Origin of the sequence: Nocardiopsis suaedae (assembly GCF_027706745.1) — a bacterium.
GTDB lineage: Bacteria > Actinomycetota > Actinomycetes > Streptosporangiales > Streptosporangiaceae > Nocardiopsis_A > Nocardiopsis_A suaedae.
The window spans coordinates 1-24,181 of record NZ_JAQFWP010000052.1 but is presented as its reverse complement, the minus strand read 5'-3'; the positions used below and the strand labels follow the sequence as shown (position 1 = coordinate 24,181).

Sequence of the window (24,181 nt, the reverse complement as noted above, 5' to 3'; positions counted from 1 at the left end):
GCCGGCGCCGCCGGGCCCGACCCCCGTGCCGCCGGAACCCCCGGTGCCCGACCCGGACCCGGGGCCCGGCCCCGGACCGGATCCGGGCCCAGGCCCCCTTCCGCCCGACCCCGAACCGCAGCCCGAGCCCGCCTGAGGCGGCCCCGGCCGGCCAGGGGTTCAGACGTTGATCTCGACGAAAGTGTTGCCAAATCCGCCGGAACGACAGCACTTTTGTCGAGATCATCGACGAGGGGGACTAGAACGCCACGCCGCGCAGCCTTCTCGGGCCCGAGTCCGGGCGGATGTCGGGGGCCTCGCGGAGCCACACCCTGGCCCCCAGGACGTGCGCCCCCTCGGCGTTCACCGTCACCGGGTCCAGGTCCATGTGCCCGATCTCCGGGAACGCGTCCGCCAGCCGGGACACCCGCACGAGCAGCTCCTCCAGCGCCTCCACGTTCGGCTGCTCGGCCAGGGTCGTCGCCCCCGCGGGCAGGCCGAACAGCAGCGGGGCCGCCCGGACCGCGTGCACCAGGTCGCTGGCGTCGGCGTGGGTCAGCGGCGCCAGGCGGAAGGCCCGGTCGTCCAGCAGCTCGGCGGTCACGTCGGCCAGGCCGAACCCGACCACCGCGCCGAACGAGGGGTTGTCCCCCGCCCGGACCACCGTGGGCACGCCGGGCACCACCATCCGCTGGACCACCAGCATCGCCTCGTCGCCGAGGCGGCCGTGCAGCGCGGTGAAGGCCCCCCGCACGTCGTCGGCGGTGCGCAGGTCGGCGCGGATGCCGGTGCCGCCCGCGCGCAGCCGCAGGTCGGGCGCGTTGGCCTTGACCACGACCGGGTACCCCATCTCCTCCGCGGCCGCGACCGCCCCGTCGGCGTCGAAGACCGGCATGTCCGGCCAGACGTCGATGCCGTAGCAGGACAGCAGCTCGCGGGCGGTCTCCGGGGGCACCGCCGCCTCCTCGCCGTGCACCGGCTCGCTGGTGAACCACACCGGCCGCGCCTCCTCGCCGCCGCCGCGCTCCAGCGCCCGGTCGATGACGGCGCGGGCGCGCGCCCCGTCCACGTCGGCCAGCTCGGGGTGGCGCCCTGGGTCCCGCTCGCGCCAGAGCGCGTACCGGGTGGCGTGGGCCAGCGCGCGCACCGCGTCCTCCGGGGCGAGGTAGGAGGGCACCGACCCGCGGGCGGTCTCCCCCTTGTCGTTGACCTGCCGCAGCTCCTCGGGGAGGCCTTGGTGGCCCAGGTAGGTGGTGAGGATGGGCTTGTCGGAGGTGGCCGCCTTGGAGCGCATCACCGCCGCCACGTCGTCGGAGATGGGCGTCAGCGCCGGGATGAAGACGACGATGACCGCGTGCACCGCGTCGTCGGCGAGCGCTTTGGACAGGGCCTGGTCGATGTCCTCGGCGGTGGCCTTGGGCCCCAGGTCGACCGGGTCGTGCGGCTTGAGCCCCTCGCGCATGCAGGCGTCCTTGACCAGCAGCCCCAGCGAGTCGGAGTTGCCGAGGATGGACACCCGCGGCCCGGCGGGGAGCGGCTGGTAGGCGAAGAGCTGGGCGACGTCGAACATCTGGGTGATGTCGTCCACACGCACCACCCCGGCCTGCTCGAACAGGGAGGTCACCGCGTAGTCGGGCAGCGAGAGCGCCCCCGCGGCGTGCCCGGTGGGCACCCCCGAGGAGCCGCCGCTGCGCACCGCCACCACCGGCTTGTGCTGCGCCAGCCGCCGCGCCAGCCGGGTGAACTTGCGCGGGTTGCCCAGCGACTCCAGGTACTGCAGTACGACCTCGGTCGCCGGGTCCTCCTGCCAGTACTGGATCAGGTCGTTGCCGGACACGTCGGCCCGGTTGCCCGCCGACACGAACGTGGACAGGCCGATGCCGCGCTCGGAGACCCGCTGGAGGATGGCCCGCCCCAGCGCACCGGACTGGGAGAAGAAGCCGATGGGGCCCCGCGGCGGCACGTACGGCGACAGCGTCGCGTTCAGCGACACGGCCGGGTCCGTGTTGGCGATCCCCAGGCCGTTGGGGCCCACCACCCGCATGCCCTCCGCGCGCGCGGTGGTGACCAGGTCGTCCTGGCGGGCCTTGCCCTCGGGCCCGACCTCGCCGAACCCGGAGGTGACCACGACCAGCCCGTGCACCCCCTTGCGGGCGCACTCGCGGACCACGTCGGCCACCATGTCGGCGCGCACGGCCACCACGGCCAGGTCGACCGGGTCGGGGATGTCGAGCACGCTCGGGTAGGCGCGCACCCCGGCGACCGCCCGCGCCTCGGGGTGCACCGGGTAGACGGGCCCCTGGAAGTCCCCGGCGAGGAGGTTGCGCAGCGCGGTCTGCCCGACGGTGTGGGCGGTGCGGCTGGCGCCGATGACCGCGACCGACTCGGGGAAGAGCAGCCGGGCGATGGAGCGCGACTCGGCGCGCTGCTCGCGGGCCCGCATGACCTCTTCGGAGTGGTCGGTGGGCTCCAGGTCCAGGGTGAGGCGGATGACGCCCTCGTCGAAGGTCTGCTGGGCGGTGTAGCCCGCCTCCCGGAAGACGTTGATCATGCGCCGGTTCTCCGGCAGCACGTCGGCGATGAAGCGGCGCACGCCGCGTTCACGGGCGGCGGCGCCGATGTGCTCCAGCAGCACGGAGGCCAGACCGCGCCCCTGGTGGGCGTCCTCGACGAGGAAGGCCACCTCGGCCTCGTCCTCGCTGATCTTGTCGTAGCGCACGACGGCGACCATCACGCCGGAGATGGTCGCGATCAGGCCGACCCGCTCGTCGTAGTCCACGTGGGTGAAGCGTTTGACGTCGCGGTCGGACAGGCGGGGGTAGGGCGCGAAGAAGCGGTAGTAGATGGTCTCGGGCGACAGTCGCGCGTGGAAGGCGCGCAGCAGGTCGCCGTCCTCGGGCGTGATCGGGCGGATGTGGGCCGTCCCGCCGTCGGTGAGTACTACGTCGGCTTCCCAGTGGTTCGGGTATGGCTGCACGGATTTGAGCCTAAGGGAGATCGGCCGCGGTGTGGGGAACGCCGCACCTCTTTCGGAGGACGTCCGGGCGGTGCCGCTTCGTTACCTCTCCGTACCGGAGAACCTGTTAACGTCTCTGTCCATACGCTCGCAGGCCCGCGCGCACGGGGTCGGGGGACCGGGGCGCCGGCGGGCCGGGAGGCGCGTACGGTCGGGAGTTCTCCCCCGCTCGGCGGGGACGCAAGGTGGTGGTGGACGCAATGGCACGAGTCGTCGTGATCGGTGACCTCATGACCGATTCCGTCGCGCGGGCGTTCTACCCGCTCGCGCGCGGCAGCGACACCCCCGCCTCGGTCCTGACCTACGGCGGCGGCTCGGGCGCCAACGTCGCCGCCTGGCTGGCGCTGGAGGGCGCCGAGGCCACGTTCGTGGGGCGGCGCGGCTCCGACATCACCGGCCGCACCCGCGAGATGGAGCTGATGGGCTACGGGGTCGACTCGCGCCTGGTGATGGACCCCGAGCGGGCGACGGGCACCTGCGTCGTGATGATCACGCACCGCGGCGACCGGACGATGCTCAGCGACCCGGGGGCCAACGCCCGCCTGCAGCCCGAGGACCTGCCGCGCGACGTGTTCGGCCCCGACGGGCACCTGCACGTGTCCGGGTACACGCTGATCAACGAGGACTCCCGGCGGGCGGCCCGGATGGCGCTGCGCATGGCGCGCGAGTCCGGGATGTCGATCTCGGTCGACGGCGGCTCGCACGCCCCGCTCAAGCGCGCGGGTGCGGAGAACTTCCTGGACTGGACCAACGGCGCGCGGCTGCTGTTCGCCAATACCGACCAGGCCGAAGTGCTGACCGGCCGGGACGACCCGGAGGCCGCAGCCAAGGTGCTCACCGCGTGGTTCCCGTCGGTGGTGATCAAGCTCGGCGACGAGGGCGCGCTGTGGGCGGCCAAGGGCCGTGACGAGACCGTCCGCGTCCCCGCCGAGCCGGTGGAGCCCTCCCCCGGGTCGATCGGCGCGGGCGACGCGTTCATGGCGGGCTTCCTGCCGCTGTGGCTGTCGGGCAAGCACCCGAAGGACGCCCTGGCCCGCGCCCAGCACCTGGCCGCCCGCGCGCTGCACATGCCGGGCGCCCGCCCCGACCTCGGCGACGTATAGCCGATCCCCGTTGATCTCGGGGGAACGACGCTACCGGCGCGGTTTCAACGCCGTATCCCCCGAGATCGACGACGCCTAGGACGTCGAGGCCAGCGCCAGCGGGAGCACGTCTTGGGCCCCCGCGTCCTTGAGCAGGCGCGCCGCCACGGCGAAGGTCCAGCCCGTGTCCGTGTAGTCGTCCACCAGCAGCACCGGCCCGTCCAGAGTCCCCAGCGCGTCCCGCACCGGGTCCGGCACCTCCAGGGCCTTCCACACCGACGCCAGCCGCTGCGCGCTGTTGTGCCGCCGCGTCCCCGGCCCGTCCGGGTCCGTGTAGGCCAGGGTGCCCACCGGCGCCAGCCGCCCGACCCGGGACAGCCGGGACGCCAGGTCGGCGATCATCGCCGGGCGGGTGCGCGAGGGCATCGTCGCGACCCCGGCCGGGCGCCGCTCCCACGGCCAGGCCGCAAGCACGTCCACCACGGCTTTGAAGGCCGCCTCGTCCACGGGCGCGTCCGGGGCATCGTCGGCGAGCAGGCGGCGCAGCGCCGTCCCCCAGCCGATGTCGGTCAGGCGCGCCAGCGCCCGCCCTTCGGCCGCCCTCTGCCCTTCGGGGATCTTGCCGGAGGCCTGCACGCCCAGCGCCGCCATCCCGGTGGGCCACTGGCGGCGCGGCGCCACCGGGACGCCCGGCCGGTCCAGGTGGGCGGCGGCCTCCCGGCGGCGGTCGGCGTCCACGTCGGCCGACCAGCGCCGCCCGGTGCAGTTGTCGCACCGCCCGCACGGCGCCGCCCCGGGGTCGTCGAGCTGGCGGCGCAGGAACTCCATCCGGCACCCGCCGTGGCCGATGTAGTCGAGCATGGCCTGCTGTTCGCGCTCACGGGCGGCGGCCACCGCCCGGTAGCGCTCGGCGTCGTAGTCCCACGGCTCCCCCGTGGCCTCCCAGCCGCCGCGCACCCTGCGCACCGCGCCGTCCACGTCGAGCACCTTGAGCATCTGCTCCAGCCGGGAGCGGCCCAGGTCCACCTCGGTCTCCAGGCGGGGCAGGGACACCGGCCCGCCGGCCGCCTGCAGCGCCGACAGCGCACGGCGCACGGTCTCCTCCGCGGGGAAGGACAGCCCCGCGAAGTAGGCCCAGATCTCCCGGTCCTCCCGGCCGGGGAGCAGGATCGCCTCGGCGGACTCCACGCCGCGCCCGGCGCGCCCCACCTGCTGGTAGTAGGAGATGGGCGACTGCGGGGCGCCCATGTGCACCACGAACCCCAGGTCGGGCTTGTCGAAGCCCATGCCGAGCGCGCTGGTGGCGACCAGGGCCTTGACCTTGTTGCCGAGCAGCTCCTCCTCGGCGCGGCGGCGCTCCTCGGGCTCGGTGCGGCCGGTGTAGGAGCGCACCTCGTAGCCGCTCTCGGCGAGAAAGGCGGCGGTCTCCTCGGCGGCGGCGACGGTCAGCGTGTAGATGATGCCCGACCCGGGCAGCTCCGGCAGGTACTGGGCCAGCCAGCTCCACCGGGACGCCCCGTCGGGCAGCTCGACCGCGGCCAGGCGCAGGCTCTCCCGGTCGAGGGCGCCGCGCAGCACCAGCGGCTCCTCGCCGTCGCCCGCGCCGAGCTGCTCGGCCACGTCCCGGGTGACGCGCTCGTTGGCGGTGGCCGTGGTGGCCAGGACCGGGATGCCGCCGGGCAGTTCCCGCAACAGGGTGCGGATGCGCCGGTAGTCGGGGCGGAAGTCGTGCCCCCAGTCGGAGACGCAGTGCGCCTCGTCGACGACCACCAGCCCGGCCCCGGCGGCCAGCCGGGGCAGCGCCCGGTCACGGAAGTCGGGGCTGTTCAGCCGCTCGGGGCTGACCAGGATCACGTCGACCTCGCCGGCCTCGATGGCGGCGTAGGCCTCGTCCCACTCGGCGGTGTTGGAGCTGTTGACGGTGCGGGCGCGGATCCCCGCCCGCTCGGCGGCGGCGATCTGGTTGCGCATCAGCGCCAGCAGCGGGGAGATGATCACGGTGGGACCGGCGCCCTGGGCGCGGCGCAGCGCGGTGGCCACGAAGTAGACCGCGGACTTGCCCCAGCCGGTGCGCTGCACCACCAGGGCGCGGCGGCGCCCTTCGACCAGGGCGGCGATGGCGGTCCACTGGTCCTCGCGCAGCCGGGCGTGGTCCCCGGCGAGGGCGCGCAGGTGGGATTCGGCGGCCTCGCGCAGGCCCGGACCGGCGTGCGGGGCGTCCGGGGCGGTGGAGGCGGCGGGGTCGTCGGAGGGCACCATGCCCTCCTTGCTACCAGAGCGGGGGCAGCGCCCGGGGCGCCCTCGCGGGCCTGTGGACGGACGGGGGCCGTGGAGGGGCGTCACTCCCGCTCGCCGCCGGGCTCCCTCCCGGCCTCGCCCGTCTCCGCCCGGCGCTTCTCCAGGGCCTCCTCCAGCTCGTCGGTGACCAGGTGCTCGGCGACCACCATTCCGCGGCTGTAGGACACCCTCCCCAGGGTCTGCGCCAGCACCGGCATCGTCATGAACTGGAAGACCGCCACCAGCGCCAGCGGCAGGGCGGTGCGCACGTCCGGAAGCTGGAACGCCGCCCCCGCCAGGATCAGCAGCAGCGCCACCGTGTCGGGCTTGGTCGAGGCGTGCATCCTGCCGAGCAGGGTCGGGAAGCGCACCATGCCGATGGTCCCCGTCAGCGCGAACAGCGCTCCCAGGGGCAGCAGGAGCGCGGTCGCCCAGTCAGCCGCGGTCATGGGCCCTCCTCTCGGCGAAGCGCGCGGCGGTCAGGGTGGCGATGAATCCCAGGAGGGCGATGCTCACCATCACCCCGACGTAGGAGGTGTCGCCCCGCACCGCCACCTCCAGCGCGATGAAGCACACCAGCAGCACCGACACCGTGCTCAGCCCGATCACGCGGTCGAGGACCGAGGGGCCGCGCACCAGCCGGTAGACGGCCAACAGCACGGCCGCGGCGAGCATCGCCCCGGTCACCATGAAGGACACGTCCAGAGCGTTCACCGTTCCCCCTTCCCCGCGGCGCCGGCCGCGTTCATCGCGCGCTCGGTGGCCTCGAAGTCGGCGATGTCGGCGGCGGAGCCGAACGCGCGCACGAACAGCTCCTCCATGCGCCGCACATCGCGGCGGAGCCGCGGCACGTCGCCCTCCCCGCGGATGGGGACTCCGTGCACATAGATCACGCCGCCCTCCCGGTCGAGTTCGATGGTCTGGCTGCCGGTGACCAGCGACAGGCCTCCGCTGACCATGGCCATGAGCAGGTCGGAGTCGGTGCGCAGGGGCACCGCGACGATCGCCCCGCGCACCCGGCCGGGGCGGTCCAGCGCGTAGTAGCCCATCTGGACGCTGGAGGTGAACAGGTCGAGGAGGATGCGCCCGGCCAGCAGGGCCGCCCACAGCGGGCGGAAGCGCAGCCGCACCGGCAGGTGCGGCAGCTTGGCGGCGGCGTAGCAGCCCGCCCCCACGGCGAACCCCGCGATGAGCGTGCCGGGGCTGGTGTCGCCCCACAGGACCGCCCACATGGCGGTCAGCCACAGCACCGTGGGCAGGCGGCCCAGCAAGCGCACGGCGCTGCCGCTCAGCGCGTTCATGATGCACCTCCTAGAACGGCCTGCAGGTAGGCCTGCCCGCTGACGAGGTCCTCGGCGGCGGTGAAGGCCAGGGCGGTGAGCGGCCCGGACACCGCGGCCAGGGCCAGGCCCAGGACGACCATGGTGCCGGTGGCCCCCGCCATCAGCAGGGCGCCCCCGGAGCGGCGCCCCTGGAGGCGCTCGCCCGCCTCCACCACGTCCGGCAGCGGGACGCCCCAGAACGCCCGCACCCACACCCGGAAGATCGCCATCAGGGTGAGCAGGCTGGTGGCGACCCCGGCGGCCACGCCGGTCCAGGCGAGCCACCCGCCCGTCTGCGCGCCGGCCTCGAACAGCGCCACCTTCGCCACGAAGCCCGACATCGGCGGCAGCCCGGCCAGGCTCATCGCGGGCAGGAAGAAGAACAGCGCCAGCACCGGGGAGATCGCGGTCAGCCCCCGCAGCGCGCGCAGCGAGGTGTGCCCCACGTACTGCCGGATGAGCCCGTTGACCAGGAAGAGGCTGGCCTGCACGACGATGTGGTGCACCAGGTACACGATGACCCCGGCCAGCCCGGCCGCGCTGCCCAGGGCCAGCCCGAAGAGCATGAACCCGATGTGGCTGACCAGCGCGAAGGACATGATCCGGTTGACGTCGTCCTGCACCAGGGCGCCGAGGATGCCCACGATCATGGTGGCGATCGCCAGCCACATGATCACCGGGGAGATGTCGTCCCGGGCGAACAGCAGCGTCTGGGTGCGGATGACGGCGTACACCGCCACCTTCGTCAGCAGCGCGGCGAAGATCGCCGAGATGCGGGTGAGGGCGACCGGGTAGCTGTCGGGCAGCCAGAAGTGCATCGGCACGATGGCCGCCTTGATCCCGAACACCACCAGGAACAGCAGCGCCAGGACCGTGCGCAGCGCGTCCGGCGCGCCGCCCAGCCGCACCGCGATGTCGGCGAGGTTCACCGTCCCGGTGAGGCCGTAGACCAGCGCGATGCCGGTCAGGAACAGGATCGAGGAGGTCAGGCTGACGACGGTGTAGATCATGCTGGCCCGCACCCGGGCGCGGGTGGGCGCCTGGGTGATCAGCGCGTAGCTGGCGGTCAGCATGATCTCGAAGCCGACGAAGAGGTTGAACAGGTCCCCGGCCAGGAAGCTCAGGCAGACCCCTGCGGTGAGCACCAGGTAGATGGGGTGGAAGACCGCCGGGGTGGCGCGGCTCAGACCCGCGGTGTCCTGCCCGATCGCGTACAGCAGCACCACCAGCAGCACCACCGAGGAGACCAGCAGCAGCAGCGCGGTCAGCGGGTCGGCGGCGATGGTGATCCCGATGGGCGCGGGCCAGCCGCCCGCCTGGGAGGTGAGCACCGCGCCGTCGGCGGTGCGCCGCACCAGTTCGGCGGAGGCGAGCACGACCAGGGCCAGGGCGGCCACGGCGACGGCCTGCTGGCCGCGCCGGTAGGAGCGCAGCAGCAGCGCCGCGGCGGCGCCCAGGACGGGGACGAGGAAGGGGGTCGCCAGGAGTGTGCTCACGCCGACTCCTCCGGTTCCTGGAGGCGGCTGATGCGGCGGTCCTCGAGGTCGTCGGGGACCTCGTCGTCGCCGTCGCCCAGCCACACCCGGTAGGCCAGCGCGAGCAGGAACGTGGTCACGCCGAAGGTGATGACGATGGCGGTGAGCGCCATGGCCTGGGGCAGGGGGTCGCTCATCGTGGAGGCCTCGCCCGGCAGCAGCGGCGGCAGGGTGATGGCCTTGTCGGTGAGCATGAGGGACAGGTTGGCGGCGTGCCCCAGCAGCAGGATGCCGAAGACGACGCGCATCAGCGAGCGCTGGAGCAGCAGGTAGAAGCCGCAGGAGTAGAGGACGCCCACGGCCAGGATCAGCACGAGGCTCGGTGCCGGTGTCATCGGGGTCCTCCCTTGCTCCGGGCGCGGCGGCGTCGGCGCCCCGCGCGCGCTTCCTCCTCCTCGGCCTCCATGCGCGCCCCCAGCGCGGCCACGACCGACAGGACGAGGCCGACCACGATGAGGAACACGCCGGCCTCGAAGGCCAGGTAGCTGGCGAATTTGACCTTGCCGAACACCGGGAGCTCGGCGGTGTGCTTGACGACCTCCAGCAGCGCGCCGCCGCTGAACAGCGGCAGCCCGGCGGTGATCCCGGACAGCAGCAGCCCGCCGGCCAGCAGGGTGTTGGGCCGGAGCGGCATGCCCGCGGCCAGCTCGTGGCGGCCGCCGGCGATATAGCGCAGCACGAACGCCATGCTGGCCACGAGCCCCCCGGCGAACCCGCCGCCGGGCCGGTCGTGCCCGGAGACCAGCAGGAACACCGAGAAGACCAGCACCGAGGGGACGAGCAGCCGGACGGCCACCTCCAGCAGCACCGACCGGGGGCCGAAGGCCGGGCTGACGACGGTGCTCAGCCAGCGCTCGCGGGGCGCCTCCCACCCCTCGGGGGGCGTTCCGGCACCGGTGGGGGCGGCGCCCCCGTCGGAGACCTCGCTCATCGGGCGCTCCCCTCCTCGTCGGCCGGCGGTCCCGGAACCCCGGGCACCGCCTCGGGGGCCTCGGCGGCGGGCTCGTCGATGACCCGGTCGCGCCGGTTGAGCAGGACCAGCAAGGCGACCGCCACGGCGGCGGTGGCCAGCACCACCACCTCGCCGAAGGTGTCCAGGGCCCGGAAGTCGGCCAGGATCGTGTTGACCAGGTTGCGCCCCCCGGCCTCGTCGGCCGCCCCGGTGTAGGAGGCCCCGACGGGGGGCTCGGTGCGGGCGGAGGTGGCCAGCCACAGCGTGAGTGCCACGAAGGTCCCGGCGGCGCCGGACAGCAGCACCATGAGCCGCTTTGGCCATCCGGGCGGGCGCACCGAGAAGGTGGCGGGCAGGCGCCGCAGCACGAAGACGAGGATGACCGTGGTCAGCGTCTCCACCAGCACCAGGGTCAGGGCCAGGTCGGGGGCGCCGTGCAGGACGAAGAGCCCGGCGATGGCGAACCCGGTGGCGCTGAGCAGGATCAGCGCGGCGAACCTGCGGTGTTCGCGCAGCGCGGCGATGGCGGTGACCGCCATGACCACGGCCACCAGCGCCTCCAGCGGGCTGTCCCACAGCCGCAGGTCGTTTCCTGCGGGCAGGGGCGCATCGCCGATCACCAGCGCGCGGACCAGGCCCACACCGGGCAGGGCCAGCATGGTCGCCAGGATGATGCCGAGGTAGGCGGGCAGCGAACCGGTCTGCAGGCGCCGGGTGACGCTCAGCGCGACGGCGTACACGGCGTGGACGGCGAAGTGGTAGCCGATCTCGGCGTTGGGTCCGCGCGGCATCGCCTCCTGGACGCGTTCCACGATCGCGCGCCAGTGGAACAGTGCCGCCCCGGCGGCGATGACCACCGCGGTGAGCAGCAGCGGCATGCTGAGCCCGTGCCAGAGCGCGAGGTGGTAGGGGGCGCCGTGGTCGTCGTAGGCGGCGGCGTAGGTCTGCGCGATCGGGTCGAGGGCCTTGGGGTAGGCGCCGAACACCAGGCTGAGTGCGCCGAGGGCGACGGGGGCGGCGACGAAGGCCGCCGCGGGGCGGTGGAAGCGCGGCTCCTCCACACCGGGCTTGACGGCGAACGCGCCCCACCAGAAGCGCGCGCTGTAGGCGAAGGTGAGCACCGAGGCCAGGACGATCCCGGTGAGCATGGCGACGGACGCCCAGGTCGGCAGCTCCCCGGCATGACCGGGCAGGAACGCCTCCAAGGCGGCCTCCTTGGCGACGAAGCCCAGGAGCGGCGGCAGCCCGGCCATTGAGGCCGTGGCCGCGCCCGCGGCCACGGCCAGCACGGGCATGCGGCGGCGGAGCCCGGTCAGGGCGGCAATGCTGCGGGTGCCCGTCTGGTGGTCGATCACGCCGACCGTCATGAACAGCGCGGCTTTGAAGAGGCCGTGGGCGAGCAGGGCGCCTTCGGCAGCGACGGCGGAAGTGTAGGAGCCCATGCCGCCCAACAGCATGAGGAACCCGAGCTGGCTCACGGTGCCGTAGGCCAGCAGCAGCTTCAGGTCGTCCTGGCGCAGCGCGCGCCAGCCGCCGAGGAGCATGGTCGCCAGGCCGAACGCCAGCACCAGCGCGCGCCAGGGGTCGGTGTCGGCGAACCCGGGGGCCAGGCGGGCCACCAGGTAGACGCCGCCCTTGACCATGGCCGCGGCGTGCAGGTAGGCGCTGACGGGGGTGGGCGCGACCATGGCCCCGGGCAGCCAGTAGTGCAGCGGCACCTGGGCGGACTTGGCGAAGGCCCCGGCCAGCACGAGCACCAGCGCCACGGTGGCCGCGGGGCCGCCGGGGGGCGAGGCGACCAGCTCGGAGATCCGGTAGGTGCCGCCCGCCTGGCCGAGCAGGACGAACCCGATGAGCATCGGCAGGCCGAGCCCGGCGGTGGTGAGCAGGGCCTGCAGCGCGGCGCGGCGCGCCCCCTCCTTGCGGTCGTCGTGCCCGACCAGCAGGAAGGAGGTGACCGAGGTCAGTTCCCAGAAGATGTAGAGCGCGAACAGGTTGTCGGCGGTGACCACGCCCAGCATGGCCCCGGCGAACAGGGTCATCGTCGCGGCGAGGCGGCCCAGGCCGCGCTCGCTCCGGCGGAAGTATCCGGCGCTGTACCAGAAGATGACCGCGCCGACGCCGCTGACCAGCAGGACCATGGCCAGGGCGAGGGCGTCGAGGCGGAAGTCGAGGTCGATCCCCAGCGCGGGGACCCAGGACAGGCGGGAGGCGGCCGGGTTCCCGGCCAGGACGGCGGGCGCCTGGGCCAGCGCCCAGGCGGCGGCGAGCACGAGCGGGGCGCTCGCGGCGAGGAAGGCGCGCGCCCCCAGGGCGCGCACGAGCGGGGGGAGCACGGCCGCGGCGGCGGCGTGCAGGGCGATGATCAGCGGCAGCAGCATGGACCTCGGAGTGGGCGGCGGGGTCGGGCGGCGTCGGGCACGGGTCGGCGGGGCGGGGCGGTGGATTCGGGGACACCAAGGTTAGCGGCGGCGGACCGGTCCGGCTTGACTCCCACGCGATGGCGTGTAACATCCGCCCAAAATTTTCCACTATGCGAAATAGTCACTCTCGGTGATTTCTGGCCGCCACCAGCGCGTTCCCCTCCGGGGCCCAATCCGCGCGGCACCGCATTCCCGAATCGCACGTGGGAGATATCACCCCGCCGACCAGGCATCGGCGCACCCCCGCACCCCGCCCGCACCGCCTCCTGGGAGGTCACACAACGTAGCGCCGAGCGGCCCGATCCACCTGCCGCCGCCCCCGCGAAGCGGTGCCGCAATGCGGCGTTAACGGAACCCTAACGGTGATCTGCACCCCACTCCGGGGGCCGCACGGGGCGCCCCGGTTCGCGATGGTCCCCGGGTCGGGCCAGAATTGGCGGCATGGCCCGTTCAAGCACTCCCTCTCCGCCCGAGGAGCTCGCCGAGAAGATCATCGACATCGACGTCTCCGAGGAGATGCGCGGCAGCTTCCTCGAATACGCCTACTCGGTGATCTACCAGCGCGCCCTGCCCGACGCCCGCGACGGGCTCAAGCCGGTGCAGCGGCGGATCCTCTACCAGATGAGCGAGATGGGGCTGCGCCCCGACCGCGGGCACGTCAAGTGCGCCCGCGTCGTGGGCGAGGTCATGGGGCGGCTCCACCCGCACGGCGACGCCGCCATCTACGACGCCATGGTGCGGATGAGCCAGTCCTTCGCCATGCGCGTCCCGCTGGTCGACGGGCACGGCAACTTCGGCTCCCTCGGCGGCGACGACGCCCCGGCCGCCATGCGCTATACCGAGGCGCGCATGGACCGGGCCGCCCAGATGATGGTCACCTCCATCGACGAGGACGTCGTCGACTTCCGGCCCAACTACGACGGCCAGGAGAACGAGCCCGAGGTCCTGCCCGCCGCCTTCCCCAACCTCCTGGTGAACGGCGCCTCGGGGATCGCGGTGGGCATGGCCACCAACATGGCCCCGCACAACCTGGGCGAGGTCGTGGCCGCCGCCCGGCACCTGCTGGCCAAGCCGGAGGCCCCGCTGGAGGAGCTCATGGAGCTCGTCCCCGGGCCGGACCTGCCCACCGGCGGCACCATCGTGGGCCTGGACGGCATCCGCGACGCCTACGCCAAGGGCCGCGGCACCTTCCGCACCCGCGCCACCGTCTCCATCGAGAAGGTCTCCCCCCGGCGCATGGGCCTGGTCGTCACCGAGCTGCCCTACAGCGTCGGCCCGGAGAAGGTCGTGGCGCGCATCAAGGAGCTGGTGCAGGCCAAGAAGCTCCAGGGCATCGCCGACCTGAAGGACCTGACCGACCGCAACCAGGGCCTGCGCCTGGTCATCGAGCTCAAGAACGGCTTCAACCCCGAGGGCGTGCTCGCCGAGCTGTACCGGCTCACGCCCATGGAGGAGTCGTTCGGCATCAACAACGTCGCCCTGGTCGACGGCGAGCCGCGCACCCTGGGCCTGCGCGACCTGCTGCAGGTCTTCGTCGACCACCGCCTGGAGGTCGTGCGGCGGCGCAGCGAGCACCGGCGGGCCAAGCGCCGCGAGCGGCTGCACCTGATCGACGGCCTGCTGGTCGCGCTGCTCAACATCGACGCGGTCATCGCGCTGATCCGCGACTCGGAGGACACCGCCGACGCGCGCACCCGCCTGATGGACACCTACGAGCTGTCCGACACCCAGGCCCGCTACATCCTCGACACCCCGCTGCGCCGCCTGACCAAGTACGACCGGCTGGAGCTGGAGAAGGAGGGCGAGCAGCTCAAGAAGGAGATCGCGGAGCTGACCGCGATCCTGGAGTCCGACGCCAAGCTGCGCAAGGCGGTCTCCAAGGAGCTGGCCGAGGTCGCCAAGGAGTACGGCACCCCGCGCCGCACCGTGCTGCTGGAGAGCGACGGCGCCGCCCGCACCTCCGCGGTCCCGCTGGAGGTGGACGACGCCCCCTGCGCGGTGCTGCTCGGCGCCGACGGGATGCTGGGGCGCAGCAAGGGCGCGGCCGTGCCGCGGATCTACGACGGGCTGCGCACCCGGCACGACGCGGTGGCCTGCGCGGTGCCCGCCCGGCTGCGCGGCGACATCGGGCTCGTGACCGACCTGGGGCGCGCCATCCGGCTGCCGGTGGTCGAGGTGCCCGAGCTGCCCGACTCCGGGGAGGACGCGCCGCCCCTGGCCTCGGGCCTGCCGGTGGGCGAGTTCGTCGCCCTGGAGCCCGAGGAGCGGGTGATCGCCCTGGCCTCCATGGACGGCGACGGGCCCGGCCTGGCGCTGGGCACCGAGCAGGGTGTGGTCAAGCGGGTCGTGCGCGACTTCCCCACCAACAAGGACGACTTCGAGGTCATCACGCTCAAGGACGGCGACCGCCTGGCCGGGGCGGTGCAGCTCGCCACCGGCGAGGAGGACCTGGCGTTCGTCGCCTCCACCGGCCAGCTGCTCCGGCTGGACGCCTCGTCCGTGCGCGAGCAGGGCCGCCCGGCCTCCGGCGTGGCGGGCGTCAAGCTCGCCGAGGACGCGCGCGTGCTCTGGTTCGGCGCGGTCGCCGTCCCCGAGGACACCGTCGTGGTGACCGTCGCCGGGGCCTCCGGCGACGGCGCCCTGGTCGCCGCCGAGGGCGGATCGGCCAAGGTGACCCCGTTCGAGGCCTACCCGGTGAAGGGCCGGGCCACCGGCGGCGTACGCTGCCACAGGTTCCTCAAGGGCGAGGACGCCCTGGTGTTCGCCTGGATCGGCCGCGCGCCGGCCCGGGCCTCGCGGGCCGACGGCGGCCCGGTCCGCCTGCCCGACATGGACCCGCGCCGGGACGGCTCGGGAGAGCCGCTGATGCGCGCGATCGCCACGGTGGGCAGCGGGCAGCACGACACCGGGTTCCTGGAGCGCCCCGGGGAATGACGCGAACGGAGCGCCCGGCCGTGAGGGGCGGCCGGGTCCACATCCATGGGAGGAGTCCGCTGTGACCACCAATGCCTTCGACGACGTGATCGGCGCGAACGCCGAGTACGCGCGCGACTTCGCGCTGGCGGGGCTGCGGCCCGCGGCCGCGCGCGGTCTGGGCCTGGTGACGTGCATGGACTCGCGCATCGACCCGCTGGCCGCGCTGGGCCTGGAGGTCGGGGACGCGAAGATCCTGCGCAACCCGGGCGGCCGGGTCACCGACGACGTGCTCACCGCGCTGGTGCTGTCGGCGTACCTGCTGGAGGTCGGGCGTGTGCTGGTCATGCCGCACACCAAGTGCAAGATGGCCTCGGTGTCCGGCGACGACGAGGTGCACGAGCTGATCCGGCGGGAGCACGGGGTGGACACCCGGAGCATGGAGTTCCACACCGACGACGACCAGATGGGGGCGCTCAGGCACGACCTGGAGCGCGTCCGGCACCACCCGCTGCTGCCGAAGGACCTGCCGGTCGCGGGGGCGCTGTACGACGTGGACACGGGCCGCGTCGAGCTGGTCGACGCCTGAGGCGCCCGGTGGCGGGCCCAGCGCCCGCCCGGCGGACTCCGTTCGGGCGGCGCCCCCCGGTACCCGGGGCGCCGCCCCGCCGCTCCCCCTTGAGGAACTGGGAATACGGCGCTCTGCGCGGTGGTTGTGACGCCCGACGGCGGACAACCCATGAGAGGTGCGCTGATGCAGGGTTCCACCTACGAGACCTTCACCGTCGGCCGTTTCTACTTCGAGATGGGCGACCCGATCGCCGCCGCCCGGGTCCTCGCACCGCTGGCCGATGAAGAGCCCGAGAGCCGTTCCGTCCTGGAGCTGCTCGGGCGTGCCTATTTCCATTCCGCCCAGTTGCAGAAGGCCGAGCAGACCTTCCGCCGGATCGTCGACCTCGACCCGTGCGACAGCTGGGCGCACATCGCCCTGGCCCGGTCGCTGGAGCGGCAGAGCCGCGACGACGAGGCCGCCGCCCACCGCAGGATGCACGCCGCCATGTCCGGTGGGTCCCTCGACTGACCGCGCCGCGCCGGTCGGCCGTCCCGCCCCCCGCCCCAAGGGCTGGGCCCCTCTCCGCGAGGGGTCCGGCCCTTTTCCGCGCCCCGGTACGGCCCCGCACGTCACGGGCGGACGGCGTTAGGCTTCCCTGCATGGACGGATCCTCTGCCCACGGCCCCGGCAACGGGCCCGTGGACCGCTCGTGCGCGCGTACCCGGGGCTGGGTCGACGAGGCGGTGCGCCGGGTGGTCGCCGACGCCAACCGGTCGGCCGACACCCACCTGCACGCCTTCCCCCTGCCCGAGGCGTGGGGCATCGACCTGTACCTCAAGGACGAGTCGGTGCACCCCACCGGCAGCCTCAAGCACCGGCTGGCCCGGTCGCTGTTCCTCTACGGTCTGGCCAACGGCTGGATCCGGGAGGGAACCACGGTGGTCGAGGCCAGCTCGGGGTCGACCGCCGTCTCCGAGGCCTACTTCGCCCGGCTCATCGGGGTGGACTTCGTGACGGTGGTGCCCCGGTCCACCAGCCCCGAGAAGATCGCCCTCATCGAGCGCTACGGCGGGCGCTGCCACTACGTGGACCGGCCCCCGGAGATGTACGAGGAGGCCGAGAAGCTGGCCGCCCAGACCGGCGGGCACTACATGGACCAGTTCACCTACGCCGAGCGGGCCACCGACTGGCGGGGCAACAACAACATCGCCGAGTCGGTCTTCGAGCAGCTCTCCATGGAGCGCCACCCGGTCCCCGAGTGGATCGTGGTGGGCGCGGGCACCGGCGGCACGTCGGCGACCATCGGCCGCTACCTGCGCTACCGGCGGCACCACACCCGGCTGGCGGTGGTGGACCCGGAGAACTCGGCGTTCTTCCCCGGGTGGGTCACCGGGGCCGGCGACTACGCCACCGGCATGCCCTCCCGCATCGAGGGGATCGGGCGGCCGCGCATGGAGCCGAGCTTCGTGCCGGACGTGATCGACGTGATGGTGCCGGTGCCCGACGCGGCGAGCATCGCGGCCATGCGGCACCTGGACCGGGTGACCGGCCTGTGCGCGGGCGGCTCCACCGGCACCAACATGTGGGGCGTGTGGCAGCTGGTCGCCCGGATGCTGCGCGAGGGCGTGCGCGGCAGCGTCGTCACCCTCATCTGCGACGGCGGTGAACGCTACCGGCACAGCTACTACGACGACACGTGGGTGGCCCGGCAGGACATGGAGCTGGAGCCCTACACCGGGGCCATCGAGCGGTTCCTGGCCACAGGCGACTGGGAGCCGCCCGCGGAGTGACCCCGCGGGCTCCGCTCCCCGCCGGTCCCTCGCGCCTGAGGCGGCCGGGCGCGGCGCCCGGCCGCCTCAGGCGCGCACCACGTAGGCCTTGGCGGCCATGTCGCCCACCCGCTGGTTGCCCTCGCTGGCCAGAATGACGATCAGGCCCACCAGGCCGTAGAAGATGCCGTCCACGATCAGCAGGATCCAGCGGATGAAGTGCTGTCCCATGGTGGCCTCGGAGCCGTCGGCGGAGACGACCCGCAGCCCCAGCATCTTCATGCCCAGCGTCTGGCCGCCGGCCTTGGCGGGCCAGATCACCCAGTAGCCGATGTAGATGAGCACCCACAGCACGATCACCAGGATGCCGAGGAACACGGCCAGCCCGGGGTTGCTGGGCGACCCGTCCGGCTCGGTCGGCATGAAGGCCAGCGGAATGAGCACGGCCATGGCCACGAGCGGGATGATCGACGACAGGATGCCGTCGATGATGTACTGCCCGACCCTGCGGCCCACCACGTCGACGTCGCCCGGGACGCCCGCGGCCGCGGGCGGGCCGTAGCCGCCGTAGCTCTGCTGGGCGGGGCCGGGCGCTCTGTAGGACGGTTGTCCGGCCCCGTAGCCGGGCTGTCCGTGCTGCCCGGGCGGTTCCTGGGCCCACTGCTGCGGCTCCTGGGGCGGCTCCTGCGGCTGGGGCTGCTGCGGCCCGGACGGCCCGCCGGGGCCTCCGATTCCTCCGCCGCCTCCATAAGGGCTCTGCCCGCCCTGCGGCGGCCGTTCATGGCCCCCCGGTTCGGGGTACTGCTGTCCGTCGCTCATCGCTCACCATCGTTTCGCGTTCGCCCCGCCCGGGCCCGGGCGAGTTGCGTCACTTACGGTGATTCAAGCACGACTGAGCGTAAAAATATAGCGCATCGACGCCGATGGCAGGCCGATTCCCGGAGCCGCCTCCGGCCAGGGGCCGCACACGGGCCCGGACGCGGCGGCGCCCCTGCGCCCGACGCGGGCGCAGGGGCGCCGTGCGCCCTCAGGCGTCGATGCGGTCGAGGTCCAGCTCCTGGGCGCCGTCGGCGATGAACTTGCGGCGCGGGGCGACCTCGTTGCCCATCAGCAGGTCGAAGACCTTGGCCGCCTCCTCGGCGTGCTCCACCCGGATGCGGCGCAGGGTGCGGTGGCGCGGGTCCATCGTGGTCTCGGCGAGCTGGTCGGCGTCCATCTCGCCCAGACCCTTGTACCGCTGCACCGGCTCCTTCCAGGTCTTGCCCTTCTTCTCCAGCTCCAGCAGCGTCCGCTGCAGCTCGGAGTCGGTGTAGGTGTAGATGTAGCGGTCCTCGGGCCGGGACCCGCGCTTCTTGCGCACATTGGTCAGCTCGATCCGGTGCAGCGGCGGCACCGCCGCGTACACCCGCCCGGCCTCCAGCATCGGGCGCATGTACCGGTAGAACAGCGTCAGCAGCAGGCAGCGGATGTGCGCGCCGTCCACGTCGGCGTCGGCCATCAGGATGACCCGGCCGTAGCGGGCGGCGTCCAGGTCGAAGGTGCGCCCCGAGCCCGCGCCGATGACCTGCAGGATGGCCGCGCACTCGGCGTTCTTGAGCATGTCCCCCACCGAGGACTTCTGCACGTTGAGGATCTTGCCGCGGATCGGCAGCAGCGCCTGGAACTCCGAGTCGCGGGCGAGCTTGGCGGTGCCCAGCGCCGAGTCGCCCTCGACGATGAACAGCTCGCTGCGGTCCAGCCCCTCGCTGCGGCAGTCCACCAGCTTGGCCGGGAGCGCCGAGCTCTCCAGCGCGTTCTTGCGGCGCTGGGTCTCGCGCTGCTGGCGGGCGGCCAGGCGGGCCTTGGCGGCGTTGACGGACTTCTCCAGCACCGTGCGGGCCTGCTGCTTGTCGGCGCGCTTGGTGGAGGTCAGGAAGGTCTTGAGCTCCTTGGCGACCACCTGGGACACGATGCGCGACGCCGCCGAGGTGCCCAGGATCTCCTTGGTCTGGCCCTCGAACTGCGGCTCGGGCAGGCGCACCGTCACCACGGCGGTCAGGCCCTCGAGGACGTCCTCCTTGGTGACGGCGTCGTCGTTGGCCTTGAGCAGCTTGGTGGCGCGGAGCTGGTCGTTGACCACCCGCACCAGGGCGCGCTCGAACCCGGCCAGGTGGGTGCCGCCCTTGGGGGTGGCGATCACGTTGACGAAGGAGCGCACGGTGGAGTCGTAGCCGGTCCCCCACCGGAGCGCGACGTCCACGTCGAGGGTGCGCTCGACGTCGGTGGGGGTCATGTGGCCCATCTCGTCCAGGACGGGCACCGTCTCGGTGAAGTGGCCCTGGCCCTGGAAGCGCAGCACCGAGGAGATCGGCTCGTCGGGGGCGAGGAAGGAGCAGAACTCGCCGATGCCGCCGTCGAAGCGGAACTCCTCGACGAAGGGGGGCTCGCCCTCGGTGCGCTCGTCGCGCACGGCGATGGTCAGCCCCGGGATGAGGAAGGCCGTCTGGCGCGCCCGGTCCAGCAGCGCCTCGCGGGCGATGTCGGCCTCCTTGAGGAAGATCTGCCGGTCGGCCCAGAACCGGACGCGCGTTCCGGTGGTGCTCTTGGCGACCTTCTTGCCCTTGTGCAGGCCGGAGGCGGCGGAGAAGGCGGCGTCGGGCCCGGCCTCCTCGAAGGCGCCGGGGATGCCCCGGCGGAAGCTCATGGAGTGGGTGCGCCCGTCCCGGTCGACCTCCACGTCCAGGCGGCCCGAGAGGGCGTTGACCACCGAGGCGCCCACGCCGTGCAGGCCGCCGGAGGCGGTGTAGGAGCCCGACCCGAACTTGCCGCCGGCGTGCAGCTTGGTCATCACCAGCTCCACGCCGGACAGCCCGGACTTGGGCTCGGCGTCCACGGGGATGCCGCGGCCGTCGTCGCGCACCTCCACCGACCCGTCGGCGTGCAGCACCACGTCGATGCGCGAGCAGAAGCCGCCGAGGGCCTCGTCGACCGAGTTGTCGATGATCTCCCACATGCAGTGGGTGAGCCCGCGGCTGTCGGTCGAGCCGATGTACATGCCGGGGCGCTTGCGGACCGCCTCCAGGCCTTCCAGGACCGAAAGATGCCGTGCGGAGTAATCCTCGGGCTCGTGGACGGCGGCGGTAAGGGCGGTCACCTGGACGTCTCCTGCTTCGTCGGACAGGGCACGCGGGCGCCCTCCAGGGGCGTCGCGTGCGCGGGGCGCGGGCGGGCGGGAAGGCTTCTCCCCGCGGGCGCCGGGGCTCGGGCCAGCCTATCCGCGCGCGGGGACATCGCCGGGCCGACCTTCCCGGACCGGCCTCCCCGACCGCGGCGGTGCGGCGGGGCGCGTGCGGGCTGCGGCGCACGGCCGGGCCCAAGCGACAGTACCACCTCTCTACCACGGGCCTCCGGCCGCGCCATCGCCCGCCCCGCACGGCGTGTCGCCGGTCCGTATCCCGGCCCGCGGCCCGGCCGATTCCGCTGTCGGCGTACAGAAGACCTGGTTGGGAACGTCGAGGGCCGGTTAGATGTTGTGCTGAGGTGACTAACGCCGAGCATTGAGGAAGGCGAAGTGACTGGAACCCTTGCCCCCACTCAGCCGCTGACGGCCGCCGACCGCTGCGACCGCTGCGGTGCGCAGGCCTACGTCCGGGTGCTTCTCAACTCCGGCGGCGAGTTGCTGTTCTGCGCGCACCACATGCGCGAGCACGACGACGAGATCCGCAAGATCGCCGCTGAGATCCAGGACGAGACCAGCCGGCTGCAGGAGACCCCGGCCACGACCCCCGATGAGGAGCGTTAGGAACTCCCGACCCCTGGCAGACCTGAGGCGGCGGCCCGACCGGGCCGCCGCCTCGGTGTCGTTCCGGGGCGGTGCGCACCGCGCCCGAACGCCTTCCGCGGTGTGGCGGCGGCGGGGGTCAGTCCGGAGCGACCCGGTACCGGTAGCCGCCCGTCTCCGTGAACCCGGCCCGCCCGTAGGCGCGCACGGCCGCGGTGTTGTCGGCTTCCACCACCAGGTAGGCCTCGCGTGCCCCCTTGGCGTGCGCCCAGGCGAGCAGGGCGTCCATGATGCGGCCCGCACGGCCGCGCCCGCGCTCGGCGGGCACCGTGGCCATGGTGAAGATCCCGCAGCGGCCGCCGCCGACGGTCACGCTCCCCCGCGCGGCGCCGTCCGCGTCCACGGCGTACCCGACGACGGGCGCGCGGCCGAGGATGCGCAAGGCGCCTCGGGTGCGGTCTGGGCCCTCGCCGACGGATTCGGCCACGGCGCGCCACCGCTCGCCGGGCGCGGGGAGCACGCCGATGCCCTCGGGCGGCGCCGGGGCGGAGCCGAGCGGACGTGTCATCAGGAGCGTGCTCTGCTCGGCCCGGTAGCCGCGCGCTTCGAGCGCGGCGTCCGCGCGGGCGACGAGGGCTTCGTCGCCCCCGGGGTCGCCGCTCCACACCTGGACGCAGGGGGTGATGCCGCGGTCGCGGTAGAACGCCTCCATCCGCTCGATGCGGGGATCGGGGCCGGCGGGGAGCGCGGAGTTGGCGCGGCGGGTGATCCCGGCGTCCGCGCCGAGCCGCCACCCGTCCCGCACCTCGACCTCGGCCGCCGGCCAGTCCTCGGCCAGCCGCGCCGCCCATGTGCCGATGGCCATGCACACTCCCACTAGCTCTGCCGCTACGACCCTCCAGAGGATATACTCAGGAGTGCACTGGATATACGCATGGAGTGCGATCCCCCCGGAACGGAAGGAACGGACATGACGAAGATCCTCGTCGACGTCGACGACGAGGCACTGGAGGCCGCCGCCAAGCGTTTCGGCACCAAGACCAAGAAGGACACCGTCAACACCGCGCTGCGCCGCGCCAACGAGGACTACGAACGGGCGGAGGCGCTGGTGGGCCTCAAGGCTCTCGCCGATGAAGGGGGCCTCGATCTGGAACTCCTCAACGACAAGCGCAACTATCGCCGATGACCCCGGCCGTCTTCCTCATCGACACGAGCGCCCTCAACCGCCTGATCCAGGAAGTGAAGAGCCAGGAGCTCCTCCCCTGGCGGGACGCCGCGAACAAGGCCCTCATCGCGATCTCCCCGATCACAGAACTGGAGTTCCTCCACAGCGCTCGGTCAGGCAAGGACAGGCTGCGGGCCGCAGCCTTCCTCAACTCCGCGCTCCTACCGGCCGCACTCGACGAGGAGCACGCCCGGCGCGCCTTCGCGGTGCAGCGGATCCTGACCGAGCATGGAGAGCACAGAAACGCCGGCACCGTCGACCTGCTGGTTGCCGCATGCGCCGAGATCAGCGGACTGACGTTGCTGCACTACGATCGGGACTTCGAGACCATCGCGGAACACACCGGGCAGCCCACATCCTGGCTGGCACCGCCCGGTTCGCTGTGAGAGGGAGTCCATGCTCATCCTGCTGCCCCCGTCCGAAGGCAAGGCGACCGAGGGGGACGGTCCCGCGCTGGACCTCGCCGAGCTGTCGCTGCCCGAGGTGAACGGGGCACGGGAGGCGGTGCTGGAGTCCCTGGAGGCCCTGTGCTCCGGCCCTCGCGAGCGGGCCATGGAGGTTCTGGGCCTCTCCCCCGGCCAGGCCGACGCCGTCGACCGGAACCGTGCGCTGCGCACGGCGCCCACACTGCCCGCCGCCCGGCTGTACACCGGTGTGCTCTACGACAACCTGCGCTTGAGCGCGCTGCTGGCGGGACCGGCGGCGGCGCGCACGCGCGAGTCCGTGCTGGTCTTCTCCGGGCTGTGGGGCACGGTGGGGATCGGCGACCCGCTGCCGCCGTACCGCCTGTCGATGGGCGTCAAGCTGCCGCCCTTGGGCGCCCTGGGCACCTTCTGGCGCTCACACCTGGCGGACGCGGTGGCCAAACGCGCGGAGGGGCGGCTCATCGTGGACTGCCGCTCGTCGGCGTACGCGGCGGCGTTCAAGCCCTCCGGGGAGGCCGCCGACCGCACGGCGGCGGTGCGGGTACTGAAGGAGACCGTGAAGGGCGGCGAGGTGAAGCGCAGCGTGGTGAGCCACATGGCCAAGGCCACGCGCGGGGCGATCGCCCACACCCTGCTCGCCGAGGGGCGGGCGCCGGAGACGCCTGCCGAGCTGGCCGAGGCGCTGAACGACCTGGGGCACACCGCCGAGCTGACGGCCCCGGCCAAGGCGGGTCGCCCGTCGACGCTGGACGTGGTCGTCCGCGACTGACCCCCGCGATGATCTCGACGGAAGTGCTGTCAAAATCGCTCGTTCGGCAGCACTTCTGTCGAGATCATCGCCAGGGTTGAGGGTGGTGGTGGGTGACGGAGAGGCCTGCGCGGCGGAGCCGCTTCCGTTGAGGGTGGTGGTGGGTGACGGAGAGGCCTGCGCGGCGGAGCCGCTTCCGTTG

Annotated in this window: 21 protein-coding genes; 9 read left to right on the top strand and 12 right to left on the bottom strand. The window is 73.2% G+C overall.

Annotated elements, in window-relative coordinates; all coding sequences use genetic code 11:
* Positions 1 to 238 precede the first annotated feature (238 nt).
* The gene (locus tag O4U47_RS22725) at positions 239 to 2,956 is read right to left on the bottom strand and encodes a bifunctional acetate--CoA ligase family protein/GNAT family N-acetyltransferase (protein WP_270679969.1); all 2,718 of its coding nucleotides are present in this window, start codon (positions 2,954 to 2,956) and stop codon (positions 239 to 241) included.
* Positions 2,957 to 3,195: 239 nt separating this feature from the next.
* Between O4U47_RS22725 and O4U47_RS22720 the strand changes: the two genes are divergently transcribed.
* Positions 3,196 to 4,098 carry a carbohydrate kinase family protein gene (locus O4U47_RS22720; RefSeq protein WP_270679968.1) on the top strand — a complete coding sequence of 301 codons (903 nt, stop codon included), beginning with the start codon at positions 3,196 to 3,198 and terminating at the stop codon, positions 4,096 to 4,098.
* Between the two features lie 75 nt (positions 4,099 to 4,173).
* On the opposite strand, the gene O4U47_RS22715 is transcribed toward O4U47_RS22720, so the two are convergent.
* The 8 genes from O4U47_RS22715 to mbhE all read right to left on the bottom strand — a co-directional run bounded on the left by O4U47_RS22715 (position 4,174) and on the right by mbhE (position 12,544).
* Positions 4,174 to 6,336 (bottom strand): RecQ family ATP-dependent DNA helicase, encoded by a 2,163-nt coding sequence (locus tag O4U47_RS22715; RefSeq protein ID WP_270679967.1) that lies wholly within the window; start codon positions 6,334 to 6,336, stop codon positions 4,174 to 4,176.
* An 80-nt stretch (positions 6,337 to 6,416) separates the two neighbouring features.
* Positions 6,417 to 6,803 carry a monovalent cation/H(+) antiporter subunit G gene (gene mnhG / locus O4U47_RS22710; RefSeq protein WP_270679966.1) on the bottom strand — a complete coding sequence of 129 codons (387 nt, stop codon included), beginning with the start codon at positions 6,801 to 6,803 and terminating at the stop codon, positions 6,417 to 6,419.
* Complete coding sequence (locus tag O4U47_RS22705) at positions 6,790 to 7,068, bottom strand: monovalent cation/H+ antiporter complex subunit F (RefSeq protein ID WP_270679965.1); 279 nt, start codon at positions 7,066 to 7,068, stop codon at positions 6,790 to 6,792. The genes mnhG and O4U47_RS22705 overlap by 14 nt, the downstream gene beginning before the upstream one ends.
* On the bottom strand, positions 7,065 to 7,655 hold the full coding sequence (locus O4U47_RS22700; protein WP_270679964.1) for a Na+/H+ antiporter subunit E: 591 nt from the start codon (positions 7,653 to 7,655) through the stop codon (positions 7,065 to 7,067). Before O4U47_RS22700 ends, O4U47_RS22705 begins: the two co-directional genes overlap by 4 nt.
* Positions 7,652 to 9,172 (bottom strand): Na+/H+ antiporter subunit D, encoded by a 1,521-nt coding sequence (locus tag O4U47_RS22695; protein ID WP_270679963.1) that lies wholly within the window; start codon positions 9,170 to 9,172, stop codon positions 7,652 to 7,654. Before O4U47_RS22695 ends, O4U47_RS22700 begins: the two co-directional genes overlap by 4 nt.
* A complete protein-coding gene (locus tag O4U47_RS22690; RefSeq protein ID WP_270679962.1) occupies positions 9,169 to 9,546 on the bottom strand; it encodes an NADH-quinone oxidoreductase subunit K in 378 nt (125 codons plus the stop codon). Before O4U47_RS22690 ends, O4U47_RS22695 begins: the two co-directional genes overlap by 4 nt.
* Entirely contained in the window at positions 9,543 to 10,142 is a 600-nt protein-coding gene (locus tag O4U47_RS22685; RefSeq protein ID WP_270679961.1) for an MnhB domain-containing protein, read from the bottom strand. Before O4U47_RS22685 ends, O4U47_RS22690 begins: the two co-directional genes overlap by 4 nt.
* A complete protein-coding gene (gene mbhE, locus O4U47_RS22680) occupies positions 10,139 to 12,544 on the bottom strand; it encodes a hydrogen gas-evolving membrane-bound hydrogenase subunit E (RefSeq protein WP_270679960.1) in 2,406 nt (801 codons plus the stop codon). Before mbhE ends, O4U47_RS22685 begins: the two co-directional genes overlap by 4 nt.
* Before the next feature lie 483 nt (positions 12,545 to 13,027).
* Here mbhE and O4U47_RS22675 point away from each other — a divergent pair, with 483 nt between their 5' ends.
* The 4 genes from O4U47_RS22675 to cds1 all read left to right on the top strand — a co-directional run bounded on the left by O4U47_RS22675 (position 13,028) and on the right by cds1 (position 17,842).
* The gene (locus O4U47_RS22675) at positions 13,028 to 15,520 is read left to right on the top strand and encodes a DNA gyrase/topoisomerase IV subunit A (RefSeq protein ID WP_270679959.1); all 2,493 of its coding nucleotides are present in this window, start codon (positions 13,028 to 13,030) and stop codon (positions 15,518 to 15,520) included.
* Positions 15,521 to 15,581: 61 nt separating this feature from the next.
* Positions 15,582 to 16,088: a beta-class carbonic anhydrase gene (locus O4U47_RS22670; RefSeq protein ID WP_270679958.1), complete on the top strand. Its 507-nt coding sequence runs from the start codon at positions 15,582 to 15,584 to the stop codon at positions 16,086 to 16,088.
* Between the two features lie 165 nt (positions 16,089 to 16,253).
* Positions 16,254 to 16,580 (top strand): tetratricopeptide repeat protein, encoded by a 327-nt coding sequence (locus O4U47_RS22665; protein WP_270679957.1) that lies wholly within the window; start codon positions 16,254 to 16,256, stop codon positions 16,578 to 16,580.
* A 131-nt stretch (positions 16,581 to 16,711) separates the two neighbouring features.
* A complete protein-coding gene (gene cds1, locus O4U47_RS22660) occupies positions 16,712 to 17,842 on the top strand; it encodes an L-cysteine desulfhydrase Cds1 (protein WP_270679956.1) in 1,131 nt (376 codons plus the stop codon).
* 66 nt (positions 17,843 to 17,908) lie between these two features.
* Here cds1 and O4U47_RS22655 read toward each other — a convergent pair whose 3' ends face one another.
* Both O4U47_RS22655 and O4U47_RS22650 read right to left on the bottom strand, forming a co-directional pair.
* Complete coding sequence (locus O4U47_RS22655; protein ID WP_270679955.1) at positions 17,909 to 18,640, bottom strand: RDD family protein; 732 nt, start codon at positions 18,638 to 18,640, stop codon at positions 17,909 to 17,911.
* 208 nt (positions 18,641 to 18,848) lie between these two features.
* Positions 18,849 to 20,954, bottom strand: coding sequence for a DNA gyrase/topoisomerase IV subunit B (locus O4U47_RS22650; protein ID WP_270679954.1), 2,106 nt, complete (start codon positions 20,952 to 20,954; stop codon positions 18,849 to 18,851).
* A 417-nt stretch (positions 20,955 to 21,371) separates the two neighbouring features.
* Here O4U47_RS22650 and O4U47_RS22645 point away from each other — a divergent pair, with 417 nt between their 5' ends.
* Positions 21,372 to 21,602: a DUF7455 domain-containing protein gene (locus O4U47_RS22645; protein WP_017624129.1), complete on the top strand. Its 231-nt coding sequence runs from the start codon at positions 21,372 to 21,374 to the stop codon at positions 21,600 to 21,602.
* Positions 21,603 to 21,720: 118 nt separating this feature from the next.
* On the opposite strand, the gene O4U47_RS22640 is transcribed toward O4U47_RS22645, so the two are convergent.
* A complete protein-coding gene (locus O4U47_RS22640) occupies positions 21,721 to 22,446 on the bottom strand; it encodes a GNAT family N-acetyltransferase (protein ID WP_270679953.1) in 726 nt (241 codons plus the stop codon).
* Positions 22,447 to 22,551: 105 nt separating this feature from the next.
* Here O4U47_RS22640 and O4U47_RS22635 point away from each other — a divergent pair, with 105 nt between their 5' ends.
* The 3 genes from O4U47_RS22635 to yaaA are packed head-to-tail and all read left to right on the top strand — an operon-like array spanning position 22,552 to position 24,000.
* Positions 22,552 to 22,767 carry a type II toxin-antitoxin system VapB family antitoxin gene (locus O4U47_RS22635; protein WP_270679952.1) on the top strand — a complete coding sequence of 72 codons (216 nt, stop codon included), beginning with the start codon at positions 22,552 to 22,554 and terminating at the stop codon, positions 22,765 to 22,767.
* The gene (locus O4U47_RS22630; protein WP_270679951.1) at positions 22,764 to 23,192 is read left to right on the top strand and encodes a PIN domain nuclease; all 429 of its coding nucleotides are present in this window, start codon (positions 22,764 to 22,766) and stop codon (positions 23,190 to 23,192) included. The genes O4U47_RS22635 and O4U47_RS22630 overlap by 4 nt, the downstream gene beginning before the upstream one ends.
* Before the next feature lie 10 nt (positions 23,193 to 23,202).
* Positions 23,203 to 24,000: a peroxide stress protein YaaA gene (gene yaaA, locus O4U47_RS22625; RefSeq protein ID WP_270679950.1), complete on the top strand. Its 798-nt coding sequence runs from the start codon at positions 23,203 to 23,205 to the stop codon at positions 23,998 to 24,000.
* Positions 24,001 to 24,181 lie beyond the last annotated feature (181 nt).